The organism is Sporosarcina cyprini, assembly GCF_022048975.1.
GTDB lineage: Bacteria > Bacillota > Bacilli > Bacillales_A > Planococcaceae > Sporosarcina > Sporosarcina cyprini.
This window is the reverse complement of sequence record NZ_JAKMHX010000021.1, coordinates 31,502-50,668: the sequence shown is the minus strand read 5'-3', so window position 1 is coordinate 50,668 and position 19,167 is coordinate 31,502. Positions and strand designations below refer to the sequence as shown.

General features: G+C 43.6%; 22 protein-coding genes. 10 read left to right on the top strand and 12 right to left on the bottom strand.

From position 1 onward, the window contains the following. Positions 1-21: 21 nt before the first annotated feature. Together L7D49_RS07555 and rlmN are read left to right on the top strand one after the other, a co-directional pair. Positions 22-204 carry a hypothetical protein gene (locus L7D49_RS07555; protein ID WP_238080239.1) on the top strand — a complete coding sequence of 61 codons (183 nt, stop codon included), beginning with the start codon at positions 22-24 and terminating at the stop codon, positions 202-204. A gap of 96 nt (positions 205-300) precedes the next feature. Beyond that, positions 301-1,368: a dual-specificity RNA methyltransferase RlmN gene (gene rlmN, locus L7D49_RS07550; RefSeq protein WP_238080238.1), complete on the top strand. Its 1,068-nt coding sequence runs from the start codon at positions 301-303 to the stop codon at positions 1,366-1,368. Between the two features lie 80 nt (positions 1,369-1,448). Here rlmN and L7D49_RS07545 read toward each other — a convergent pair whose 3' ends face one another. From L7D49_RS07545 to L7D49_RS07515, 7 genes are all read right to left on the bottom strand, one after another. Then, positions 1,449-2,849 carry a tyrosine phenol-lyase gene (locus L7D49_RS07545; protein WP_238080237.1) on the bottom strand — a complete coding sequence of 467 codons (1,401 nt, stop codon included), beginning with the start codon at positions 2,847-2,849 and terminating at the stop codon, positions 1,449-1,451. Positions 2,850-3,693: 844 nt separating this feature from the next. Continuing rightward, positions 3,694-4,080 (bottom strand): hypothetical protein, encoded by a 387-nt coding sequence (locus L7D49_RS07540; protein ID WP_238080236.1) that lies wholly within the window; start codon positions 4,078-4,080, stop codon positions 3,694-3,696. 98 nt (positions 4,081-4,178) lie between these two features. Further along, entirely contained in the window at positions 4,179-4,499 is a 321-nt protein-coding gene (locus tag L7D49_RS07535) for a YflT domain-containing protein (RefSeq protein WP_238080235.1), read from the bottom strand. Between the two features lie 81 nt (positions 4,500-4,580). Then, positions 4,581-4,892 (bottom strand): hypothetical protein, encoded by a 312-nt coding sequence (locus L7D49_RS07530; RefSeq protein ID WP_238080234.1) that lies wholly within the window; start codon positions 4,890-4,892, stop codon positions 4,581-4,583. Positions 4,893-4,971: 79 nt separating this feature from the next. Beyond that, positions 4,972-5,532 (bottom strand): SCO family protein, encoded by a 561-nt coding sequence (locus L7D49_RS07525; protein ID WP_238080233.1) that lies wholly within the window; start codon positions 5,530-5,532, stop codon positions 4,972-4,974. Then, positions 5,525-6,946: a sensor histidine kinase gene (locus L7D49_RS07520; protein ID WP_238080232.1), complete on the bottom strand. Its 1,422-nt coding sequence runs from the start codon at positions 6,944-6,946 to the stop codon at positions 5,525-5,527. The genes L7D49_RS07525 and L7D49_RS07520 overlap by 8 nt, the downstream gene beginning before the upstream one ends. A 1-nt stretch (position 6,947) precedes the next feature. Continuing rightward, the gene (locus tag L7D49_RS07515) at positions 6,948-7,625 is read right to left on the bottom strand and encodes a response regulator transcription factor (RefSeq protein ID WP_238080231.1); all 678 of its coding nucleotides are present in this window, start codon (positions 7,623-7,625) and stop codon (positions 6,948-6,950) included. 163 nt (positions 7,626-7,788) lie between these two features. On the opposite strand from L7D49_RS07515, the gene L7D49_RS07510 reads away from it, so the two are divergent. Next, complete coding sequence (locus L7D49_RS07510; RefSeq protein ID WP_238080230.1) at positions 7,789-8,550, top strand: FixH family protein; 762 nt, start codon at positions 7,789-7,791, stop codon at positions 8,548-8,550. Positions 8,551-8,631: 81 nt separating this feature from the next. On the opposite strand, the gene L7D49_RS07505 is transcribed toward L7D49_RS07510, so the two are convergent. Next, entirely contained in the window at positions 8,632-9,177 is a 546-nt protein-coding gene (locus L7D49_RS07505; RefSeq protein ID WP_238080229.1) for a manganese efflux pump MntP, read from the bottom strand. Between the two features lie 140 nt (positions 9,178-9,317). Between L7D49_RS07505 and L7D49_RS07500 the strand changes: the two genes are divergently transcribed. From L7D49_RS07500 to L7D49_RS07485, 4 genes are all read left to right on the top strand, one after another. Beyond that, on the top strand, positions 9,318-9,758 hold the full coding sequence (locus tag L7D49_RS07500; protein ID WP_238080228.1) for an OsmC family protein: 441 nt from the start codon (positions 9,318-9,320) through the stop codon (positions 9,756-9,758). A 165-nt stretch (positions 9,759-9,923) separates the two neighbouring features. Beyond that, positions 9,924-10,256, top strand: a complete 333-nt coding sequence (locus tag L7D49_RS07495) for an ASCH domain-containing protein (RefSeq protein WP_238080227.1) — start codon at positions 9,924-9,926, stop codon at positions 10,254-10,256. Between the two features lie 13 nt (positions 10,257-10,269). After that, a complete protein-coding gene (locus tag L7D49_RS07490; protein ID WP_238080226.1) occupies positions 10,270-10,710 on the top strand; it encodes a DUF2269 family protein in 441 nt (146 codons plus the stop codon). 202 nt (positions 10,711-10,912) lie between these two features. Next, positions 10,913-11,758 (top strand): GNAT family N-acetyltransferase, encoded by an 846-nt coding sequence (locus L7D49_RS07485; protein WP_238080225.1) that lies wholly within the window; start codon positions 10,913-10,915, stop codon positions 11,756-11,758. A gap of 65 nt (positions 11,759-11,823) precedes the next feature. On the opposite strand, the gene L7D49_RS07480 is transcribed toward L7D49_RS07485, so the two are convergent. The 4 genes from L7D49_RS07480 to L7D49_RS07465 form a co-directional block, all read right to left on the bottom strand. Beyond that, positions 11,824-13,002 (bottom strand): pyridoxal phosphate-dependent aminotransferase, encoded by a 1,179-nt coding sequence (locus L7D49_RS07480; RefSeq protein WP_238080224.1) that lies wholly within the window; start codon positions 13,000-13,002, stop codon positions 11,824-11,826. A gap of 1,272 nt (positions 13,003-14,274) precedes the next feature. Then, positions 14,275-15,012 carry a hypothetical protein gene (locus L7D49_RS07475; protein ID WP_238080223.1) on the bottom strand — a complete coding sequence of 246 codons (738 nt, stop codon included), beginning with the start codon at positions 15,010-15,012 and terminating at the stop codon, positions 14,275-14,277. A 152-nt stretch (positions 15,013-15,164) separates the two neighbouring features. Then, a complete protein-coding gene (pepF, locus tag L7D49_RS07470; protein WP_238080222.1) occupies positions 15,165-16,982 on the bottom strand; it encodes an oligoendopeptidase F in 1,818 nt (605 codons plus the stop codon). A 139-nt stretch (positions 16,983-17,121) separates the two neighbouring features. Continuing rightward, positions 17,122-17,418 carry a hypothetical protein gene (locus tag L7D49_RS07465; protein ID WP_238080221.1) on the bottom strand — a complete coding sequence of 99 codons (297 nt, stop codon included), beginning with the start codon at positions 17,416-17,418 and terminating at the stop codon, positions 17,122-17,124. A gap of 67 nt (positions 17,419-17,485) precedes the next feature. On the opposite strand from L7D49_RS07465, the gene L7D49_RS07460 reads away from it, so the two are divergent. The 3 genes from L7D49_RS07460 to L7D49_RS07450 are packed head-to-tail and all read left to right on the top strand — an operon-like array spanning position 17,486 to position 19,166. Further along, positions 17,486-17,902 (top strand): NUDIX hydrolase, encoded by a 417-nt coding sequence (locus L7D49_RS07460; protein WP_238080220.1) that lies wholly within the window; start codon positions 17,486-17,488, stop codon positions 17,900-17,902. Then, on the top strand, positions 17,899-18,363 hold the full coding sequence (locus L7D49_RS07455; protein WP_238080219.1) for an NUDIX hydrolase: 465 nt from the start codon (positions 17,899-17,901) through the stop codon (positions 18,361-18,363). Before L7D49_RS07460 ends, L7D49_RS07455 begins: the two co-directional genes overlap by 4 nt. Next, positions 18,348-19,166, top strand: coding sequence for a class I SAM-dependent methyltransferase (locus L7D49_RS07450; RefSeq protein WP_238080218.1), 819 nt, complete (start codon positions 18,348-18,350; stop codon positions 19,164-19,166). The genes L7D49_RS07455 and L7D49_RS07450 overlap by 16 nt, the downstream gene beginning before the upstream one ends. Position 19,167 lies beyond the last annotated feature (1 nt).

The window sequence follows — 19,167 nt, the reverse complement described above, 5'->3', positions numbered from 1 at the left end:
AAAGAAGGGGAGGGGATGACAATGATGACACCCAAATACATTGATGTTGCACTAATCATTTTTCTAACCTATTTCACAATCGATCGCTTTATGAAAGGGCATACGTGGATCGGCGTAATGCTTACTGTATTGACGCTCATGAATGTGCTCGTACTATTCATGAAAATTAAACAGGATAAAGTTCAAAGAAAAGACGCAAAATAACCGTAAAATGAGGATGTTTTTCAACGGCTGTGAGTTAACTTCCTGTCAGATTTGTGGTATACTGACTGAATGCAAAACGAGAAGCGAGGAATTGCAATGAAAAAATCAATTTACGGTTTGACTTTGGAGCAGCTGACAGATTGGTTAGTGGAACAGGGACAAAAGAAATTCCGTGCCGCACAGGTTTGGGATTGGCTCTATAAAAAACGAGTAGTCCGCTTTGAGGACATGAAGAATATAAATAAAGAATGCCTTCAATTGTTGGAGGATAACTTCCAAATCCAAACATTGGAACAGGAAGTCAAACAAGTTTCGGCAGACGGCACGATCAAGTTTTTATTCAAAATGCAGGACGGCAATTTGATTGAAACGGTATTGATGAAGTTTCCTTACGGCCAATCGGTCTGCGTAACGACTCAAGTCGGCTGCAACATCGGCTGTAGTTTCTGCGCCAGCGGCTTGCTGCGGAAAAATCGAGATTTGGATGCAGGAGAAATTGTCGGTCAGATCATGAAGGTCCAACAGCATTTGGACGAGCTTGGGGAAGAGGAACGGGTCAGCCATATCGTCGTCATGGGAATTGGTGAGCCGTTCGACAATTATACCAATTTGATGAATTTCCTTCGTGTCGTAAACGACCAAAAAGGGTTATCGATTGGAGCTCGTCATATTACTGTATCGACAAGTGGATTGACGCCGAAGATCCGCGAATTCGCGGAAGAGAATATCCAAATTAATCTAGCAGTGTCGCTTCACGCACCGAACAATGAACTGCGCACGCAAATTATGAAAATTAACAAAGCGTATCCAATCGAGAAATTGATGGAAGCGATCGATTACTACTTGGAAACGACCAATCGCCGGATTACGTTTGAATATATCTTGCTCAACGATGTCAACGATCATGCTGCGGAAGCGGAACAACTGGCGAAGTTGCTTTATAATAAGCGGCACTTATCGTATGTCAACCTGATTCCATACAATCCGGTTGATGAACATAGCCAGTACCAGCGCAGTGAACCGGCATCCATTAAGACGTTTTATGAGACGCTGAAAAAGCGCGGAATTAATTGCGGCGTCCGTTTGGAGCATGGAACGGATATTGACGCGGCATGCGGTCAGCTTCGCAGTAAACAAATTAAGAAAAATAAAGTGAATGCGTAAGAGCACTCCACCAAAATAAAAGACTGCCATCTGCCCGAACTGATTCGGCTGGATGGCAGTCTATTTTATTTCAAGGGAATTCAGTTCCCGCTCATCAGATCGCCGCTTTCAGCCAGCGGGGAAAAACGAGCAGTGAAAAATCGTAAAGTCGGCGGTTCATAATCCATGCGAAGGCCGCAAATCGAATCCCGTTTGTTATATAGCTCAATAATGGAATCTGCCACGACATCCATATGGTTATTCGTGTAAACGCGACGCGGGATCGTCAATCGCACCAGCTCTAGCTTTGGCGTATTATGTTCGCCATGCTGGTTCCTGCCGGCAGACACAATGCCCCGCTCCATGCTGCGAACACCCGAATCCAAATAGAGGGCTGCGGCGAGTGCCTGGGCAGGAAACGCTTCTTGCGGGAGGTGAGACAAGAATGAGCGGGCATCCAAAAACACGGCATGGCCGCCAATTGGCTGGACGACCGGAATGCCTGCCGCAATCAACTGTTCTCCGAGGTGTCGCACTTGTCCGATTCGATGTTCGATATAGTGATCGTCGACAGCTTCCCTGATGCCGACAGCCATCGCTTCCATATACCGGCCAGACATCCCTCCATACGACGGCATCCCTTCATACACCACAACCAACTCCCGCGAACGTGTATACAACTCCTCGTCGTTCATTGCCAGAAAGCCGCCCATATTGACGAGGCAATCCTTTTTCCCGCTCATTGTACAGCCATCCGAGTAGGAGAGCATTTCCTTTAAAATCTCGGCAACAGACCGGTGACTGTGTCCCTCTTCGCGTTCTTTAATAAAATACGCATTTTCCACGCAGCGTGTCGCATCGAACATCACATCGATTCCATGGGAATGACAAAGTGCGTAGACATCCTTCAGATTTTGCATGCTGACAGGCTGTCCGCCCGCGAGATTGACTGTCACAGCCACGCATACATATGGAATGCGGTCAGCTCCGACCTCTTCGATCAGATTCTCTAGCTTTTGAAGATCAACATTTCCTTTAAAAGAATGCTCGAATAGCGGATCATGTGCCTCGTCAATAATAATGTCAACAAAGGTCGCACCATTCAATTCCTGGTGAGCTCTCGTCGTCGTGAAGTACATATTCCCTGGAACGTAATCGCCTGGATTAATCTTCAATTGAGAGAGGATATTTTCCGCACCGCGGCCTTGGTGTGTAGGCAATACATACTGATAACCATAGACATCCCGCACGGCTTGTTCTAGCCGTTTCCAGCTTTTGCTTCCAGCATACGCCTCATCGCCTGTCATGAGCGCGCCCCATTGCGCATCACTCATCGCGGTTGTCCCACTGTCAGTAAGCAAGTCGATGTACACATCTGCGGAATCGATCAGAAACGTATTATATCCGGCTCGTTCCAGCGCTTTTTTTCGTTCGTCATACGTCAGCATCGCAAGCGTTTCAACGCTTTTGATTTTGTAAGGTTCAGCCGTTCTTCTAGTCAATGCATCCAGCCCCTTTGTAAATATAGATCCATCTTTACAACCGTGCTTCTACTATATTTCAAGGCGAGTGTAAATATCCCGATTACAACTAAAAAGTGGCGGGGGTTCAAGTTTTGGAGTGAGGAACGAAAGTCCACCTGAGTAGTGTACAGAATTGGAGTATTGGAGATTGATTACTATTTATGTAAGGCGCAAAAAAACCTCAAAGCGTGTTTGAGGTTGTAAATCTATCATTTATTATTCAATCCTTTTTTTATGGCAACGATTGCAGAATCTAGATCTTCATAAGAGACGATTGTGTTTTTCTGCAAATTCAATAACTGGTAGCGATTTTCTTGATAACTTATGGATAACCGAGGCACTTGTTTTTCGTCATTGAAGGTTAATGATATATCGGTCGATGGATATTCCGTTAAGATATCAAATAATGATTTTGTTAAGTTAATAGAAATTCGTTTTCACTTCCTTCCTCTTTTAGGAAGGTGACTAAGAGAAGTCTAGTAGTTCCCGTATACTACGTCCTTATCATATCACAAATCATGTACTTTATATAGGAATAAACATTTTTTTACAGGATTATCGTGGTAAATAACTAAAGAACAAGTTATCAAAACAGCAGAAAAAACACCACGACACTAGACGTTTCTTATGCAGAAGCTGTCTAGGTTGAAGACGTTGTTGTCACATACGAGCCAGCATCTGGTTTGCTTTATATCCATGATTTCCTAACTTGGAAAAGCTGTCAGCACAACCGACTGCCTAGGAAATAGCAGCACTTGCGTCTCCATCTCCATTTTCAGGTACATAAAAAGACTAGAAACGAATTGTTCTAGCCCTTGTCCATTCAAGATGAGCGGTTTGACCGGTTGGATGAGGAAAGTAACATTTTGATCGCCTGGACGATCAACGTAATGCCAAACCCAAAAGATGTAATGATAAAGAGAGATAGAATTCCCGCGATATCTCCCCAGCCATTCTTGTCCATAATAAAGCTTCGGAACATTTCTGCGAAGCCGATTACTAAAGAGGCCATGAAAATCCAAAAGCCAGCCTTCATTTTGTAAAATCGCAAGAGAGTCGCCAGCATGCCGACCGTCAGGCCAAAAACGGCGAATGTCAAATAGTTTTTAACCTCTAGTTGGTTTCCTAAAATTGTTCGTGTACCCAGTATTAGAAGGACGAACGATGTCAAAGCCGTAAAGAACCCAAGCTTCCAAAGTTTCGAATCCATAATCGCACCTGCTTTCCATCTACATCATACATGAAAATGAAAGTGGGGGAAAGCAAAGAAAGACCCTATCCGCTGACGGATAGAGTCTAGACTTACGTTTATTTTTTTGCAATTAATACTAGTTTGCCGTGGTCCAATTCGCGCTCTGCATCTGCAGCTTCTTCTGCAGTCAGGCCAGCAGCCTCCATCTTGTTACGCAGCTCATCTCCACGGGAAGTGAACATATTTTTCATGCTGTCGAGGAAGCCTTGCTCCGCCATGCCGACTTTTTCTGTATCGAGCGCTTCTGTAATATCGTCCGAACGTTTTTTATCATGTGCGAAAATGTAAATATCATCATTTGTATAGCCTTGAGCTGTCAACTCTTCGATTTCTTTTTTGGCTTGTACTGCATTTTCAACAATTTTTTTCAATGTCATAAATAATCCCTCCAAAACGTATTTGTCTATCTATACCTCGAATGCAAAGAATTAAACAAATACAGTAGGGGGAATTCCATTTCACATCGGATAAAAATCTCCTCGCAACTTGCGGTACGACGTCATGAAATCGGTAGGATCCGTTTTTACTTCGAAAGTGAAGAGACCTTGATTTGTATGCAAATAGAAGAGTCCGTCGCCGTTTGAAAAAGGCCGGTACGATACATCATGGACATGCGTCAGTTCAAAGGTATGACTGGGCGTGCAAATTTTTTCGACGTACAAGTGAATCGCATGAGCCGATTGCTGCTGTTTCTGTTCAAACCACTCAACCGACCGTTCCACTTTGAAAAAGGGAAGGCTGGATATGACTTCTTTCATCGGTTCACTCACTGTAAAACCTCCCGATGCGAGTTTTGTTTATGTTCATCCTATCAGTTTTAGGACCATGAAAACAAACGAAAGAATAATCTCATTTTAGCTTCTTAATATCACGGATCATTTGTTTTATATACTGATCATCGACATAATTGTATTCATCCACTATATATCCTTCCCGGTCGATCAGATAAAAATTCGTGCCATGAATGACTTGGCTCGAGGTTTTCGGTTTTTGGACAATGGTCTGAAACTCCGAGACCGCCATTTCCTCAATATCCTCTTGTGAATAGCCCGTCAACATATGCCAGTTGGATTCATCGTCAGTGAACTGTCCTATATATTGTTTTAAAATTTCCGGGGAATCAACAGTCGGATCCACAGTGAACGAAACAAATTCAACATCCAAGCCTTCTTCACGCATTATCTTCTGTAAATCAGCCATTTCACTTGTCATCGGTGAACAAACGGTTTCACATTTTGTGAAAATGAAGCTGGCGATCCATATTTTATCGCGTAGTTGTTCCGTTCCAAATTCATGACCGTCCTGATCTGTAAATGCAAAAGGGGGAATACTTGGCCCTGAATGGTTTTTCGCGCCGCATCCTGTCAATAAAACAAGCAGCATGAGAACACTTATCCATTTTTTATTCATGAGATTCATCCCTTCTGCCAGTAGATAAGGTAGGCAACCCGATCGTTACAGTTGTCCCGTTTGTTTCATCACTCTCCATAGTAAACGTGCCACCGTGCATCCTGACAATTTCTTTAACAATCGATAGGCCGAGACCTGTACCACCCGTTGTTCGGTTCCTCGCTTTATCCGTTCTGAAAAAGCGTTCACCGATGCGGGCAAGATCCTCTTCGGGTATGGAGATGCCTGAATTGGTCAGTCTGTAGGAAACCTGTCCATCCATTTTTCTCAGCTGTAGTCGTAGTATGCTGTTAGGATCGGCGTATTTGATTGCGTTATCAATTGTATTGTAAAAAACTTGCTGGATTCGTTGTGGATCTCCTTCTACAATGATGTCTTCCTCCAGTTCCATTTGTATTTCCACATTTTTTTCGGTCAAACGGAATTGAAATAGCTCAAGTGTGTCGAGCAACAATTGTGCGATGGCAATCGGCTGTCGCTCCATTTTATACATGCCATCTTGCAGATGGTTAAGTTCAGCAAGATCATTAATTAATTTATTTAAACGCTTTGTTTCTTTCTCAATGGTAGACAAATACGATTCTGCTTCTTCTGGTGAAGAATAGATCTTCTCCTGCAAGACATGAACATACCCGCTAATATACGTAAGAGGCGTCCGCAATTCATGGACGATGTTGGAGGTGAATTCTTTTTTTTGCTCCTCCTGTTTCTCCAAAGAATGGCTCATCGAATTGAACGCATCAGCCAGTTGTCCTATTTCATCATTGCGATTTGTATGCATCCGTTTCGTATAATTTCCCTTTGATATTTCTCCGGACAGGTGCTGCAAATCTTGCAACGGTTTAAAAATCGATTGCCATGCCCGGTTCACGACGAGGAACAAGATGAAGAAGAACAAAGTTCCGACCGCGATGAGGATTGGTATGCTCTCACGGAAAACATCCTGAATGTCTGCAAGAGGAACGTAGATATAGATGAAACCGATCAGGCCGTCGTTTCCTTTGATTGGAAAGATAGCACCGAGCACTTCTCGTCCCAATTCCTCCACATATCCTTTTTTGACGACATAGGCTCCTTTTTCAAGGGAGGCATAATCATTCTTGTCCACCAGATTTTTATAATCAAGCTTGTATGGAAAATACGTTGTCAATTCATCAAGCTGATCCACTACAATAATTTCATATTCGGATACAATATTATACCACTGGATTTTTTCAATAATTTCATCACTCAGTTCCCCGTAGTGATAGTGAGAGGCTGTGCGTTTTCCTTGGTATACAATGGACTCTTCCATGCTGTCCAAGTAAAGCTTGGAATACAGGAAATGGATGAAAAAGAATGAAAACAAGATAGTGAACGCAATACTTGAAAGGAGAACAGCAAGAAGTTTCCTGCTCAAGGTTAAGTTTTTCATGTCACACCTCGAACTTATAGCCAATGCCCCAGACAGTTTCAATCAACTTCCCTGAATCCCCCAGTTTAAGCCGGAGTGTTTTAATATGCGTATCGACTGTCCGATCTGTGCTTTGGTGATCTTGTCCCCAAACAAGGTGGAGAAGCTGCTCTCTCGTAAACACCCGTCCTTTGTGTTTCATCAGCACTTGCAACACGCCAAATTCCTTTAATGTTAAGCTGATCGGTTTTCCGTCTAACGAGACCGTATGGGCATCGGTATCGATGACGAGTGGACCGACACTCAGGATTTCCGCTTTTTCGGTTCGGCCATATGTGCGGCGAAGTACGGATTCAATACGCGCCAGCAATTCGCTAGGCAAAAATGGTTTGACAATGTAATCATCTCCGCCGATTTTCAGGCCTTGCACTTTATCCCATTCTTCTCCGCGCGCAGAGAGAAAGATAAGGGGAATATCCGAAATCTGTTTAAGTTCAGTTGCAAAAGTAAATCCATCCATATAGGGCATCATGACATCCACGATGCATAGATCGGGCTTGACCTCTCCAAGCCGGCTCAAGGCATGAAGCCCGTCCGTCGCCTCTTCGACAAGATAGCCATCCTTCTCTAAAAATGTTCTGATCAGTCTTCTCATTTGAGGCTCGTCGTCTATGATTAATATGGTGAGTGGTTTTTTCATACTCTTACCTCTTTTCAATAAAACATAATTACTTACAGTCTGCTTGGATAATGTGAAATTAAAATGAAGTTCACTACTTCACACGAATTTCTCAATCAGTTTATATAATCATACTGAACTTTATTGTAAACGTTAAGCATGTAGTGTGAGAGGAGCAAATCGAATGAAGAAGATAAGTTGGCTAATTAGCGCGGGCATGGTAATGATGCTGGCAGCCTGTGGAACAAGCAAAGAAAATGCAGCTCCAGATTCCTCGGAGAGCGAAGAAATCCTCCCCATTTCCGTGGAATTAACCGTTCCTGAAAATGCGGAGGTCAATGAAACCATCGTAATGGAAACGGTAGTTACCCAAGGCGAAGAGCAAGTGGATGATGCGAATGAAGTGGTTTATGAGATATGGGAGGAAGGAAAGAAAGAGGAATCTTACAAGGTCGAAACATCCAATGAAGGAAAAGGCCTTTATAAAGCGGAAACCTCCTTTGAACATGACGGCCAGTTCCATATCCAAGTTCATGTGACAGCGCGTGATATGCACACCATGCCAGAGAAAGTTGTGACGGTCGGCAATGGGGGAAATTATACTGTTGAGGAAGGCCATGAGCATGGCGGTGACCATGAACACGGGCATAGCGAAGGATTTTCCATGCATTTCATGGAACCCGAAGCACCAGCTGCTGGCAAGTCGACAGATTTAGTGACACATTTACAAATGAACAACGAACCTTTGGAAAAAGCAGAGGTCCGTTACGAAATTTGGAAAGATGGACAAGAAAAACACGATTGGGTAGATGCTGAGGAGGCTACGAAGGGCGAATATCAGTCCTCCTTTACATTCCAGGAAGCCGGGGAATACACAGTCAAAATCCACGTAAAAGATGACAACGGCTTGCATGAACACGAAGAAAAAACAGTGGAAGTAAAATAAGCAAAAGACCGCGTGCAGAAAATGCGACGAAAAGGAAAGCTGTCCTGATCGAAGTAGCACGTGGTCTTTTTATTGCTGGCATCAAATGAAAATTTCATATAAGCCGATTAGAACAAGAAGTACTCCCGCGATTCGGTCGGACTGCTGGCCGAACCATGTATAGCCGATCCGATGACCAAGCTTTACTCCAATTCCGATGGAGATGAACGAAAACACCCCGATGGAAAGGGAAGCCAGGAAGGGGGGAACTCCTGTAAATCCGGCTCCAAACCCTATAGTCAGGCAATTGATCGCCAGAATAAAACCAAGCACGATCGACTCCTTCCAATGGATGGTCGTGATCCGTTGCGGATTGCCCGTCGACTGGCTGACGGGCTTTAAAATGAACCAGCACCCTAGACCAATGAGAACGAGGCCGCCCAGGATGTTTGCGACATTCATCGGAATATATCCGGATATCCAGCTGCCTGCCAGGATGGAGAAGTAGGCAAAAAGCATGGAAATAAAAGAGATGACCACATTATACACGATCGGTATACGATGATAACGTAATCCGTAAGACAGACTGATGCCCAAATTGTCCAAGTTTGCAGCTATTCCAATAAGAATGATGGTGAGCAATTGCATTTTCATCCCTCCGCAATTGACGGTTCGTTTTGTATTTATATGATTGGGTCATCAGGAGAGAGTGGGCGTGGAGTCAGCATCCAAGGTAGGATGCGGTAATCATGATATGATGGAAGGACATGAAGGAGGGCCAAAATACTATGGCGGAACATCAATTTCATTTGAAGGCGGACTGGCCAGGACTCCGCAATGACGTGGGGACGATTGAAGCGCTCCATTTAAAGACTGAGGTTTCGATTCCGATTGAGATGGAAGGTCCCGGAATTGGAACAAATCCGGATGAGATGCTGCTTGGAGCAGCTGCGACATGCTATATCATCACATTGGCTGCGATGATGGAGAGAAGCCATATCGCGAAGCGGAGTTTAACGATGGAATCCGTGGGCATTGTGGATGTGACGAACGGAGTCATTACATACAAGAAAATTATCCATAAGCCGACCATTACTTTGATGGAAAATGCCTCTGAGGCAGAGCGAGAAATGACAAGGAAATTAACGGAAAAGGCCGAAGCTTCATGTATGATCAGCAGGGCGCTCAGAGGAAATGTCGAGGTAGTAGTGAAGGAAATCATTCGGTAATGCCAAGTTCCCAGGCAAAAAATGTTCACGAAATATGCCTGATTTTCCTTTGTGCTGCTGGAGGATTTTGAAACAATCATGGTAAAATGGCGTTATCGGGCTTTGATCCGGGTGCGTACTGGAAAGTTAATAAAGTATTTTTGAATGATGAAGGAGAGAATAAAAATGACAGATTATCCGAAAAAAACATGTTCCGTGGAACGCCTTGTTACCGTTCCTGCGGATGTTAAAAAAGTATTGGAAGGCAAGAAGACCGCGACTCGACGAAACGGAGTATATGCATATCCGGGAGAAATTATGGTGCTGGAAGGCAAGGAGTTCAAGGTGGACAAGCTATATGCTCAAACACTTGGCGAATTGACGGAAGAGAATGCAAAACAGGAAGGCTTTGATAATCTCGAAGACTATAAGCAATCCATACTGTCCTTACACCCTAAAATGCCATGGCTTCCAACGATGAGCGTGTGGGTGCATGAATTCAGCGCTGTAGAGAATTAATATAGGTCGTTTCATGAATGTTACGGTCTATGACATTATTCTGTATTTCCATATCGTAAGTGCTGTCCTGGCAATTGGTCCATTGTTTGTCCTGCTTCTTGTCATCAAGCAATTAAATGGTGTGCAACAGGAGATTGAGCGGTCCTATGTGTCCCTCATCTCCGTTGCCGTCCGATTTATTATGCATGCAGGGCATGCTTTAGTAGTGACAGGCGCTCTCCTCATTCTGTTTGGGCCCTGGCCTTGGCATACATCTTGGGTGATCATGACACTCGGTGTCATGCTGCTATCCGCTTTTTTTCTGGCGAGCGGTTTTACAAGGGTGCTTAGGCGCTTCGATCAAGCAGAGGATAAACGCCTCATATTGCGAAAGCTATGGAATACGACATGGATTTACATACTGCTTATGTTAGTCATGCTATGGCTGATGGTGCAAAAGCCGATACTTTGGTAAGCGTTCCGCTGTACATATCGTGGCATCCAAAGAATCTCAAGTAGGTGCTAAGTGCAAATAAAGGCTGAGATAGTATATCTCAAAGCCTTTTTTTGTTGGACTGCTTTGCAGGAAAGATGAAAAGATTAGGTGATTAATTAAAAATTGGATGACAAGTAAGAGAGGGAACGGTATAATCTTCAAAACAGAATGGGGTGGGGTCATGAGATTTGTACAATTTGAAGATGCAGATCGTTTCGCACGGGCAGCAGAACCGGTTTTAGAGCAGGGAGAAGATGTGAACAGTCTGTTTTATGGTGTCTTGCAGGCAATTCGAGCTGGAAAATATGCAGATCCTTTTATGGGAATTGTCGAGGAGGAAGACGATTTATTAGGGTTGTTCCAAATGACGCCTCCCCATGCATTGAACATTATTGTTGCAGCAGAGGATCGGATTGAGGAAATATTTCAGGAAGCAATACGATATATTCTCGAACATTCCATTCCAGTGCAATCGATCATCAGTCAAAAACCTTGGGCAGAGAAATTTTCAGCAGAGTGGGAAAAGCAAACGGGCCAGACTTCAGTTGTTTTAATGGACCAAGGTCTGTATCGGCTTGATGCTCCAGATGAATCACTCGTACACAGTCTGGGAAATTGGCGAAAAGCGAACGAAGGGGACAGTGCATTAATTGAAGAATGGTACAATGCCTTCGAATCGGATACCCATCTGCCAGTAACGGATTTACATGTGGTAAAAGAAAAGGTCGCCAAATTCATCGAGGACCGGGAAGTCTTCGTATGGGAACATGAGGGTGAGGTTGTTTCCATGATGAAGAAATCAAGACCGACGAAAAATAGCATCACCGTGTCACTGGTGTTTACGCCGTCTGATCAGAGAAGGAAGGGATATGCCCGTTCATTAGTGGCACATGTCTCGAAAGAACTCCTGCAAGAGTATGCATTTTGTGTCCTCTATACAGACATGCTGAACCCGACGTCCAATAAAATTTATAAGGAAATCGGCTATCAGCATATCGCAGATTCAGTTCATATCGGCTTTATATAAAAGAAATCAGGTGGAGAAAACTAGACGTTTTCTCCACCTGATTCATTTTATTGGAACGAAAAGCCTTATACTCCGCTTGGTGAAAAGATGCCGAGGGTTGCAATTCTTCCTACCGCTTCACGAATACGTTCCTCGCTGGCCAACAGTCCGACTCGGACATAACCTTCACCGTGCGTGCCAAATCCTATGCCCGGTGTGACAACAACGCCTGCTTGCTGGAGGAGAATGTCGGCAAATGCTTCACTTGTATAGCCAGGTGGCACTTTCAACCACGCAAAAAAGGATGCTTTAGGAGCTGTGACATCCCAGCCAATCCGCCTGCATTCGGATATGAGAACATCCCGTCGCCGCTCATACAACTCCGTCAGTTCTTTCACGCATTGTTGGTTTTCAGAAAGTGCAGCAATGGCGGCCTGCTGGACTGCCGGGAAAATACTGATGAACAAATAATCCTGCAATCGTCTCAATGCATCAATCATTTGTTGATTCCCAACTGCAAATGCAACACGCCAGCCCGCCATATTATACGTCTTTGAAAGCGTATACATTTCTATGCCGATATCTTTGGCACCTTCCGCCTGAAGGAAGCTGACTGGCTTTTCACCTTCAAACCCAATACCTCCATATGCCATATCATGCAAAATGAAAATGTTATGATCTTTACCAAATTGAATCGCTTCCTCGAAGAAAGCACGGGATGCTGTGGCGCTCGTCGGGTTGTTCGGGTAATTCAAATACATCAGTTTCGCCTGTTCCTTCTGCTCCTTCGTTAATAAGGAGAAATCGGGAAGGAACTGATTAGTTTCTAATAAAGGCATCGTCGCATATTGGATATCTGCAAGACTGACGCCTGATAAATAATCAGGATACCCAGGATCCGGCAATAGCAGAAGATCGCCCGGATTCATCATGGCAAGTGGCAACTCGACTAGACCGATTTTGGAACCGCCGATGATCGCCACTTCGGTATCCGGATCCACATCGACATCGTATTCACGTTTATAAAAGGCGGCCACTGCCTGTCTCAACTCAGCTGTTCCATTAAATGGTGAATACCCGTGAGTTTCTGGCTTCTCTGCCGCTTCTTGCAGCGCCTTAATAATGTGGGGAGGCGTCGGCTGGTCCGGGTTCCCCCTGCCTAAATTGATAATATCCTTACCGGCTGCCCGCGCGGCATCCACCTTCTTCACCAGAGACGAAAAGAAATGGGGCGGCATTTGTTGCAAACGATTTGAAATCAGCATTCAACAACCTCGTTCCTTGATATTAGATTAGTCTGACTAGTAACTCCTTTCATCGTACTATATCGTATTGAAGAAATCTATCTTATATTCTGATAGTTTTTATGAATTTTTTTGATGGTGTGGATTTACTGAGTTAGAGAACTCAGTATGAATAATGAGGTTAAGGAGCTTAGTAGTAAGCAGTCAAGGAGGGAACGGTTACGGGGTAGATTGAATGCTTTATGTTTATCGGTCAGTTAGTGTCCGTTAACGGTCAGTTTTACAGATATATCGGTCACTTCATCGCCAGCACTCTATGGCATATACGAGCGGTTGCAGAACATATACGAGCTGTTGGAGATTAGATACGAGTGGTTACAGACAGATACGAGCGGTTCCAAAGAAATACGAGCGGTTAGGAAACTGATACGAGAGGTTCGCGAGGATATACGAGCGGTTCAAGGTAAGATACGAGCGGTCTGCCGAACTTGTTAGCACTCCCGCCGTGACTCTTCCAGCATTTACGAACTTGCCAAGGTATTTTCGAGCACTTTTCGGTAAATACAAGCATTTCGCTACGGATTTATCGGTTAGTTATCCAAGTTTGATGTTATTCTTTAAACCACTCAAAAATGAAAAGGGCAGAAAATCAGATTGATTTCCGCCCCTTTTTCTTACGCTCTGAACAAACATTTTTATATGTAAGTTTGAGACTATAAATATACTTTATATACTATTAATAGAATGGTAAATCCAAGATATAAGAAAATTATAGTGGAAATAAGCTTATTTGGTTCCTGAAATTTTCCGAATAACTTTTTCTCTATTAGTGATCCAAATAAGATTAAAGGAAGTGTAATAATCAAAAGAATAACATGATCTAAAATTCCAAAGATCAAGCAAATAGTTATAAGTATACTAGCTAATAATAAAGTCCACATTTGACCTCCAAGATGAAAAGTATTTCTCCATTCCGCTTAAGAGACATTATATTTAAATTGGAAATAATTGTCGAGTCATAGCCGGGAAAATATTATTAGAATGGACTCTTAATTTATACTTGCTTTTGAACTTTTAAATTGATAATTTGCATAGCGCTATCAATTATTCCATCAGTGTTCAATTGACGTAAGTACTTTATATCTATCTCAGGTTTAATCAGGGGTATCGTTCAATCATTGAGGTTAATCGATCACTTCATTTTTATCCACATTTAACGACTTTTTCGCAAAGTGTCTATGCCCCCAAAAAACAAAAACCAGGCGGTGTGAAATACTCCGCCTGGTCTATTTCTCATTTGCCGTTTTCCATAATAAAGGCTAATAGAGAAGTCCAATGATCCATCTCTTTTTTGATCGCAATATATTTGGCTGATTGTTTATTTAAACGCTTGTCCAGGTTTGAATAGAACCGAATAACACGAACAGGTTTTTCTTCATCGTCTACTACGAGTTTCATTTCTAATGTGGCGACTTTCCGGTAAATGATTTTCTTGGCCACCGGCAGCTTGGAATTCGTTTCTTCTTTCCATTCTTGGCCAAGCACAGCCAATCTTTCGTCTGTCCGTTCAGCGGGATTTTTATATCGCTCTTTACGAAGTCCGTTTTCAAACACTTCTACCGCCAGCAGATCTTTGTAACCATATTCTAATACTTCATAAGGCATGGAAGCATAGGCTTTGTTTACATACTTTCCGTCCCGCAGAGGAGGCACCCATAGATATAATTTACGGTGCTTCTCATCGATCGCTATTTTAGCTAGCAAATCATAGGAAACAAAAGCATGGGATTCGGTATAAGATGGTTTTGCCGGTTGGAAGGTCTCCAAAAATGCTTGTTGTTTCTGTTTGGCTTTTCCTTCCGCTCTCCCGGAAAGATAGAGGAAGAGGATGGCGAAGCCGAAAAACAATGCGAAAAATAGAAAGGCTGCCAAAATGGAGTCTTGTCGTATCAATACAAATAACGCGATGGTTCCAATGATTGGTGATAAACATCCTAAGCGGATAAACCAATTGGATTCTGTTGAACGCATGGATTTCACTCGTTTCTCAAATAAACTAGTCTCTCTTTATGATACCGAAAGATTACATGATTGACAATTGCATGACGAATGGAAGGGTAATTTGGCGACGTGTGGAATGAAAAAAGCGAAGGAAACGGGATGCATTTCCTTCGCTCACTCTATTATGCTTTTGCGGCTTCGATTTCGTCTGTCAATTCGACGAGTTGATCGATCAGCTCACCAATATAAGCGATTGTATCCAATAAAGGCTGTTCCGTCGTAATGTCGACACCTGCCATTTTTGCAAGCTCTGCAGGCGATTTTGTACCGCCAGCTTGCAATACTTTCAACCAATCTTCAACAGCAGGCTGCCCTTCGGAAAGAATCCGCTTGGAAACTTGTGTGGAAATTGTCAATCCGGCACTGTACGTATACGGATACAAGCCCATGTAGTAGTGAGGCTGGCGCATCCATGTCAGTTCTGCCCCTTCATTGATTTCCACATCGCTACCCCAGAATTCTTCCAATACGCCACGTTTCAAGCTGTTCAATACGTTGGCGTTCACGCTGCCGCCTTCATCAATGCGGTCATAAACTTTTCGTTGATAAGCCGCCTCCAGCAAGTGCGTAACGAAGTTGTGATAATACGTACGAGCCACGATGGAAGAAATAACCCAGCGCTTGAATTTCGGATCATCCGAATTCGAGAGCAAGTGGTTCGCCATCAACATTTCATTCATCGTGGAAGGTGCTTCGATGAAGTAAAGGGATGGACGTGAATTGAAGATGTTCTGATGCTTATGAGCATTGTAGAAATGTCCTGCATGTCCTAGTTCATGGGCCAAGACAAAGACATCTTCCATGCTTCCAGTCCAGGAGATTAGAATATACGGATGGACTCCGTACGGGCTCGAACAGAAAGCACCTGTCGATTTTCCGACGTTCTGAGCGAAATCCGTCCAACGTTCTTTATAAGAACGGTCCACCATGTCAATATAATCTTCACCCATGATCGCAAGTGCATCATCAATATATTTCTTTGATTCTTCGATTGTGATTTTCGGCTCATAGTTTGGATCGAGCGGAATTTTCAAATCTGAGAAAGTCATTTCGTCCAGTCCATGAACTTTTTGAAGAAGCTTTGCATATTTGCGCATATGCGGCGCCAATTCTTTCATGATCAAGTCGATCTGGCGGTCGTACATGGAACGGTCTACTTCTTGATTAAATAATAAATAATCGAAAACTGTTTCATATCCGCGCAGGTCGGACATCGTCTTTTCTTCTTGTAAGTGCATATCGTATGTTTTGGCTGTCGTATGCTGGTACTCTCGTAACTTCGCATGGAAAGCATCGTATGCAGCTCTGCGTTTCTTTGTATCCGGCTCAGTTTCCCAGCCGCCTTCAAAAGACGTGTAGCTGAGCGGATACTTCTCTCCATCCACTTCGAATTCGCCAAAGTTGATATCGACAAGTTTCGTCGTGTTGTAAAGGCCATAAGGCGCGTTTAACACAGAAGAAAGTGCAGCCAATGTCTTTTCGACTTCAGGGTGAAGGCGATATGGTTTTTCGCGCAGAATTTCTTTCAGATAGAGATTAAATTCCTCGGATTGCTCCGCAGCGGATTGCAATAATTCAGCAGGGAGCTCAGAAAGCTCGCTTGTGACGAATGACAATTGACTGCCTAGCTTAGCAGAGATCGAGCCAAATTTACTGGAGCGCATTTGTGCTTCGTCATTCGTTTGGTCTTCACTCATCGCTAGGCTTGTATACGTACCGATCGGCACCAATTTTTCATAGATGGCAGCATAGCCTTTTAATGCTTCAATGATGGACGTTTCGTCGGCAATCTTTCCTTTGAACATGTCCGCATAAGCGGCAACCTCTTGTTCAAGTTCTTCAATCGCCGTGTTGTAATCGCTTTCGGATTTGAATAAATCATCCAAGTTCCATGTTTCTTCGATCTTGACTTCGGAACGTTTCGGCAAGCTTTTTACCATTCTCATCTCTCCCTTTTATTACGGTAGTCGAACTAATCATAGTATATAGTAGATTGATTGAAAAGTAAAAATGAATAGAAAGATTCTGCCGCATTTTCTTAACGGTCATAGTCCAGAATTTTTTACAGCCGTTCAGACTCTATTTCCGCAGTTTTTCAATTTCCTCTGCCACGACAAAAGCTAGATCGTCATTGCCGAAAAGCTGCAATAAATCAAGCATCGTACCATCTTCTACCACGATATCATCATACGTTTCCTCGGAAGCCAGCAGTTGATTCAGAATTTCGTTGTCTCTCTGAGTGGGGTAGGCAGTTCTGTAAAGAACATGAGGGTCCAGTTCATTCCTCCGGCACCACTGGATAAAAAGTCGAATCATCACCATTTCGTCTTCTTGATAAAGTTCAATAATTTTCTTCTGAATGGTTTCTTTGTCCATGATTGTCTAAGTTCCTTTCCTCCATTATGATTCAAAGTATACTGCAAAATAGAGGGAGTTGCTGGGAATGAGAAGAGTGGATGTTGTATACACATTAATCGCAAAAGAGGAAAAAGTAGTTTTAGTGAAGAATAGGAAATATGACAACTGGACACTGCCTGGGGGATCGGTGGAAGATGGCGAGACGCTGGAAGAAGCCGCTGTGAGAGAAGTGTGGGAGGAGACAGGTCTTACTGTCCAAGTGAAGAAACTGCTCGCTGTGAATGAAGCGTTTAGAGAAAAAGAAGGCAACCACGTTCACTTTTTCACTTTTTTAGCACATCAGGTGGACGGGGAGTTGGCTGTTCAGGACAGGGAAGGAATTATGGAAGTGGATTGGAAGGACATTGAATTTGCCGATCTCCAGATGCCCTATTACGAAGGCGGAGTCCGGGGATTGCTTAGCGAATCCATTCCTTACTCGTTTCAAGGAGTGCAGAATTGAATCGTCTCATATCGCTCCCAAGGGTGAAAACGTTAGGCTGTTTATGGTCGGAAAAGCGTTTGCTTGTAGAAGAATGCAGAGGTCCCCATTCTAGCGGAGAAGGCATTTATTATCGGCCGCTTGGAGGAACGGTTGCGTTTGGCGAACGTTCGGATGATGCGCTGAAACGGGAGTTTCTCGAGGAAATTGGTGAGCGAGTTGAGATTGTTTCCTATATTGGTTGTTTGGAAAATATTTTTACGATCCAGTCCGAAATGGGACACGAAGTGATTCAACTGTATGACGTCCGATTTGTGAAGGAAAGTAATTATTTGCGTGATCGGTTTAGGGTGCATGAAGGGGAAAAACAAGCTTGGGCAAAGTGGATAGGAATTTCTGAATTTATTGAAGGGAAAGCAATTCTCTATCCTGAAAAGCTTACATCCCTTTTGGAAAGGGGAGCGAGATGGAACAAAAACTGATGAGTAAAAGAAATCAAGTCGGATGGAACCAATACGCTTATGAAGCCTGGGTGAGGAGACATGGCAATCCGAGCGACTATGCAAAAGAGCTGAAAGCCGCCCCAGCCGATAAAGTTATGTATTACCTTAAAGAAATGGGAGAAGTCAAAGGAAAAAGGATCTTGAATCCGCTGGGCTCCAAAGGTAATAAAGCGGTATGCTTCGCTTTGCTTGGAGCAGAGGTGACAGTTGTAGATTTATCAGAGGGCAATCGGCAATATGCAATGGAGCTCGCTGAAGCAGCTGGAGTGTCTCTTACCTATATCGTAGGGGATCTGCTGGACACGCCGCTTCATGACATAGGAAAGTTCGATTTTGTGCTTCTTGAAATGGGCGTCCTGCATTATTTTGCTGAATTGCCTACGTTATTTAAGAAGATCGCCAGTTTGTTAGCTACGGACGGTGTCTTCCTTATTCGGGAATATCATCCGTATGTCGCCAAGGTGATGCGCAATAAGGATGGCGAGGCCGTCTTTGATGGGAATTATTTTGATGAATCATATATAGAGGAAGATGTAGCATATGCATCTTTACTACCGGAAAGCATCCGTCCGCAGCTTGAAAAGAATTTGATCAGGAGATGGACGATAGCCGAGGTAATCAATGCGTTAGTCGTGTCCGGTTTCCACATTGTTAAAATGAATGAAGATCCGGGAGTGCGCTGGGCCTTTCCAGAAGGCGCACCATCTGGCATTGAAAACCGGCTTCCGGGAACATATGCGTTGGTCGTCATGCCTCATCACGTAAGCCAAAGGGGAGTGTAAT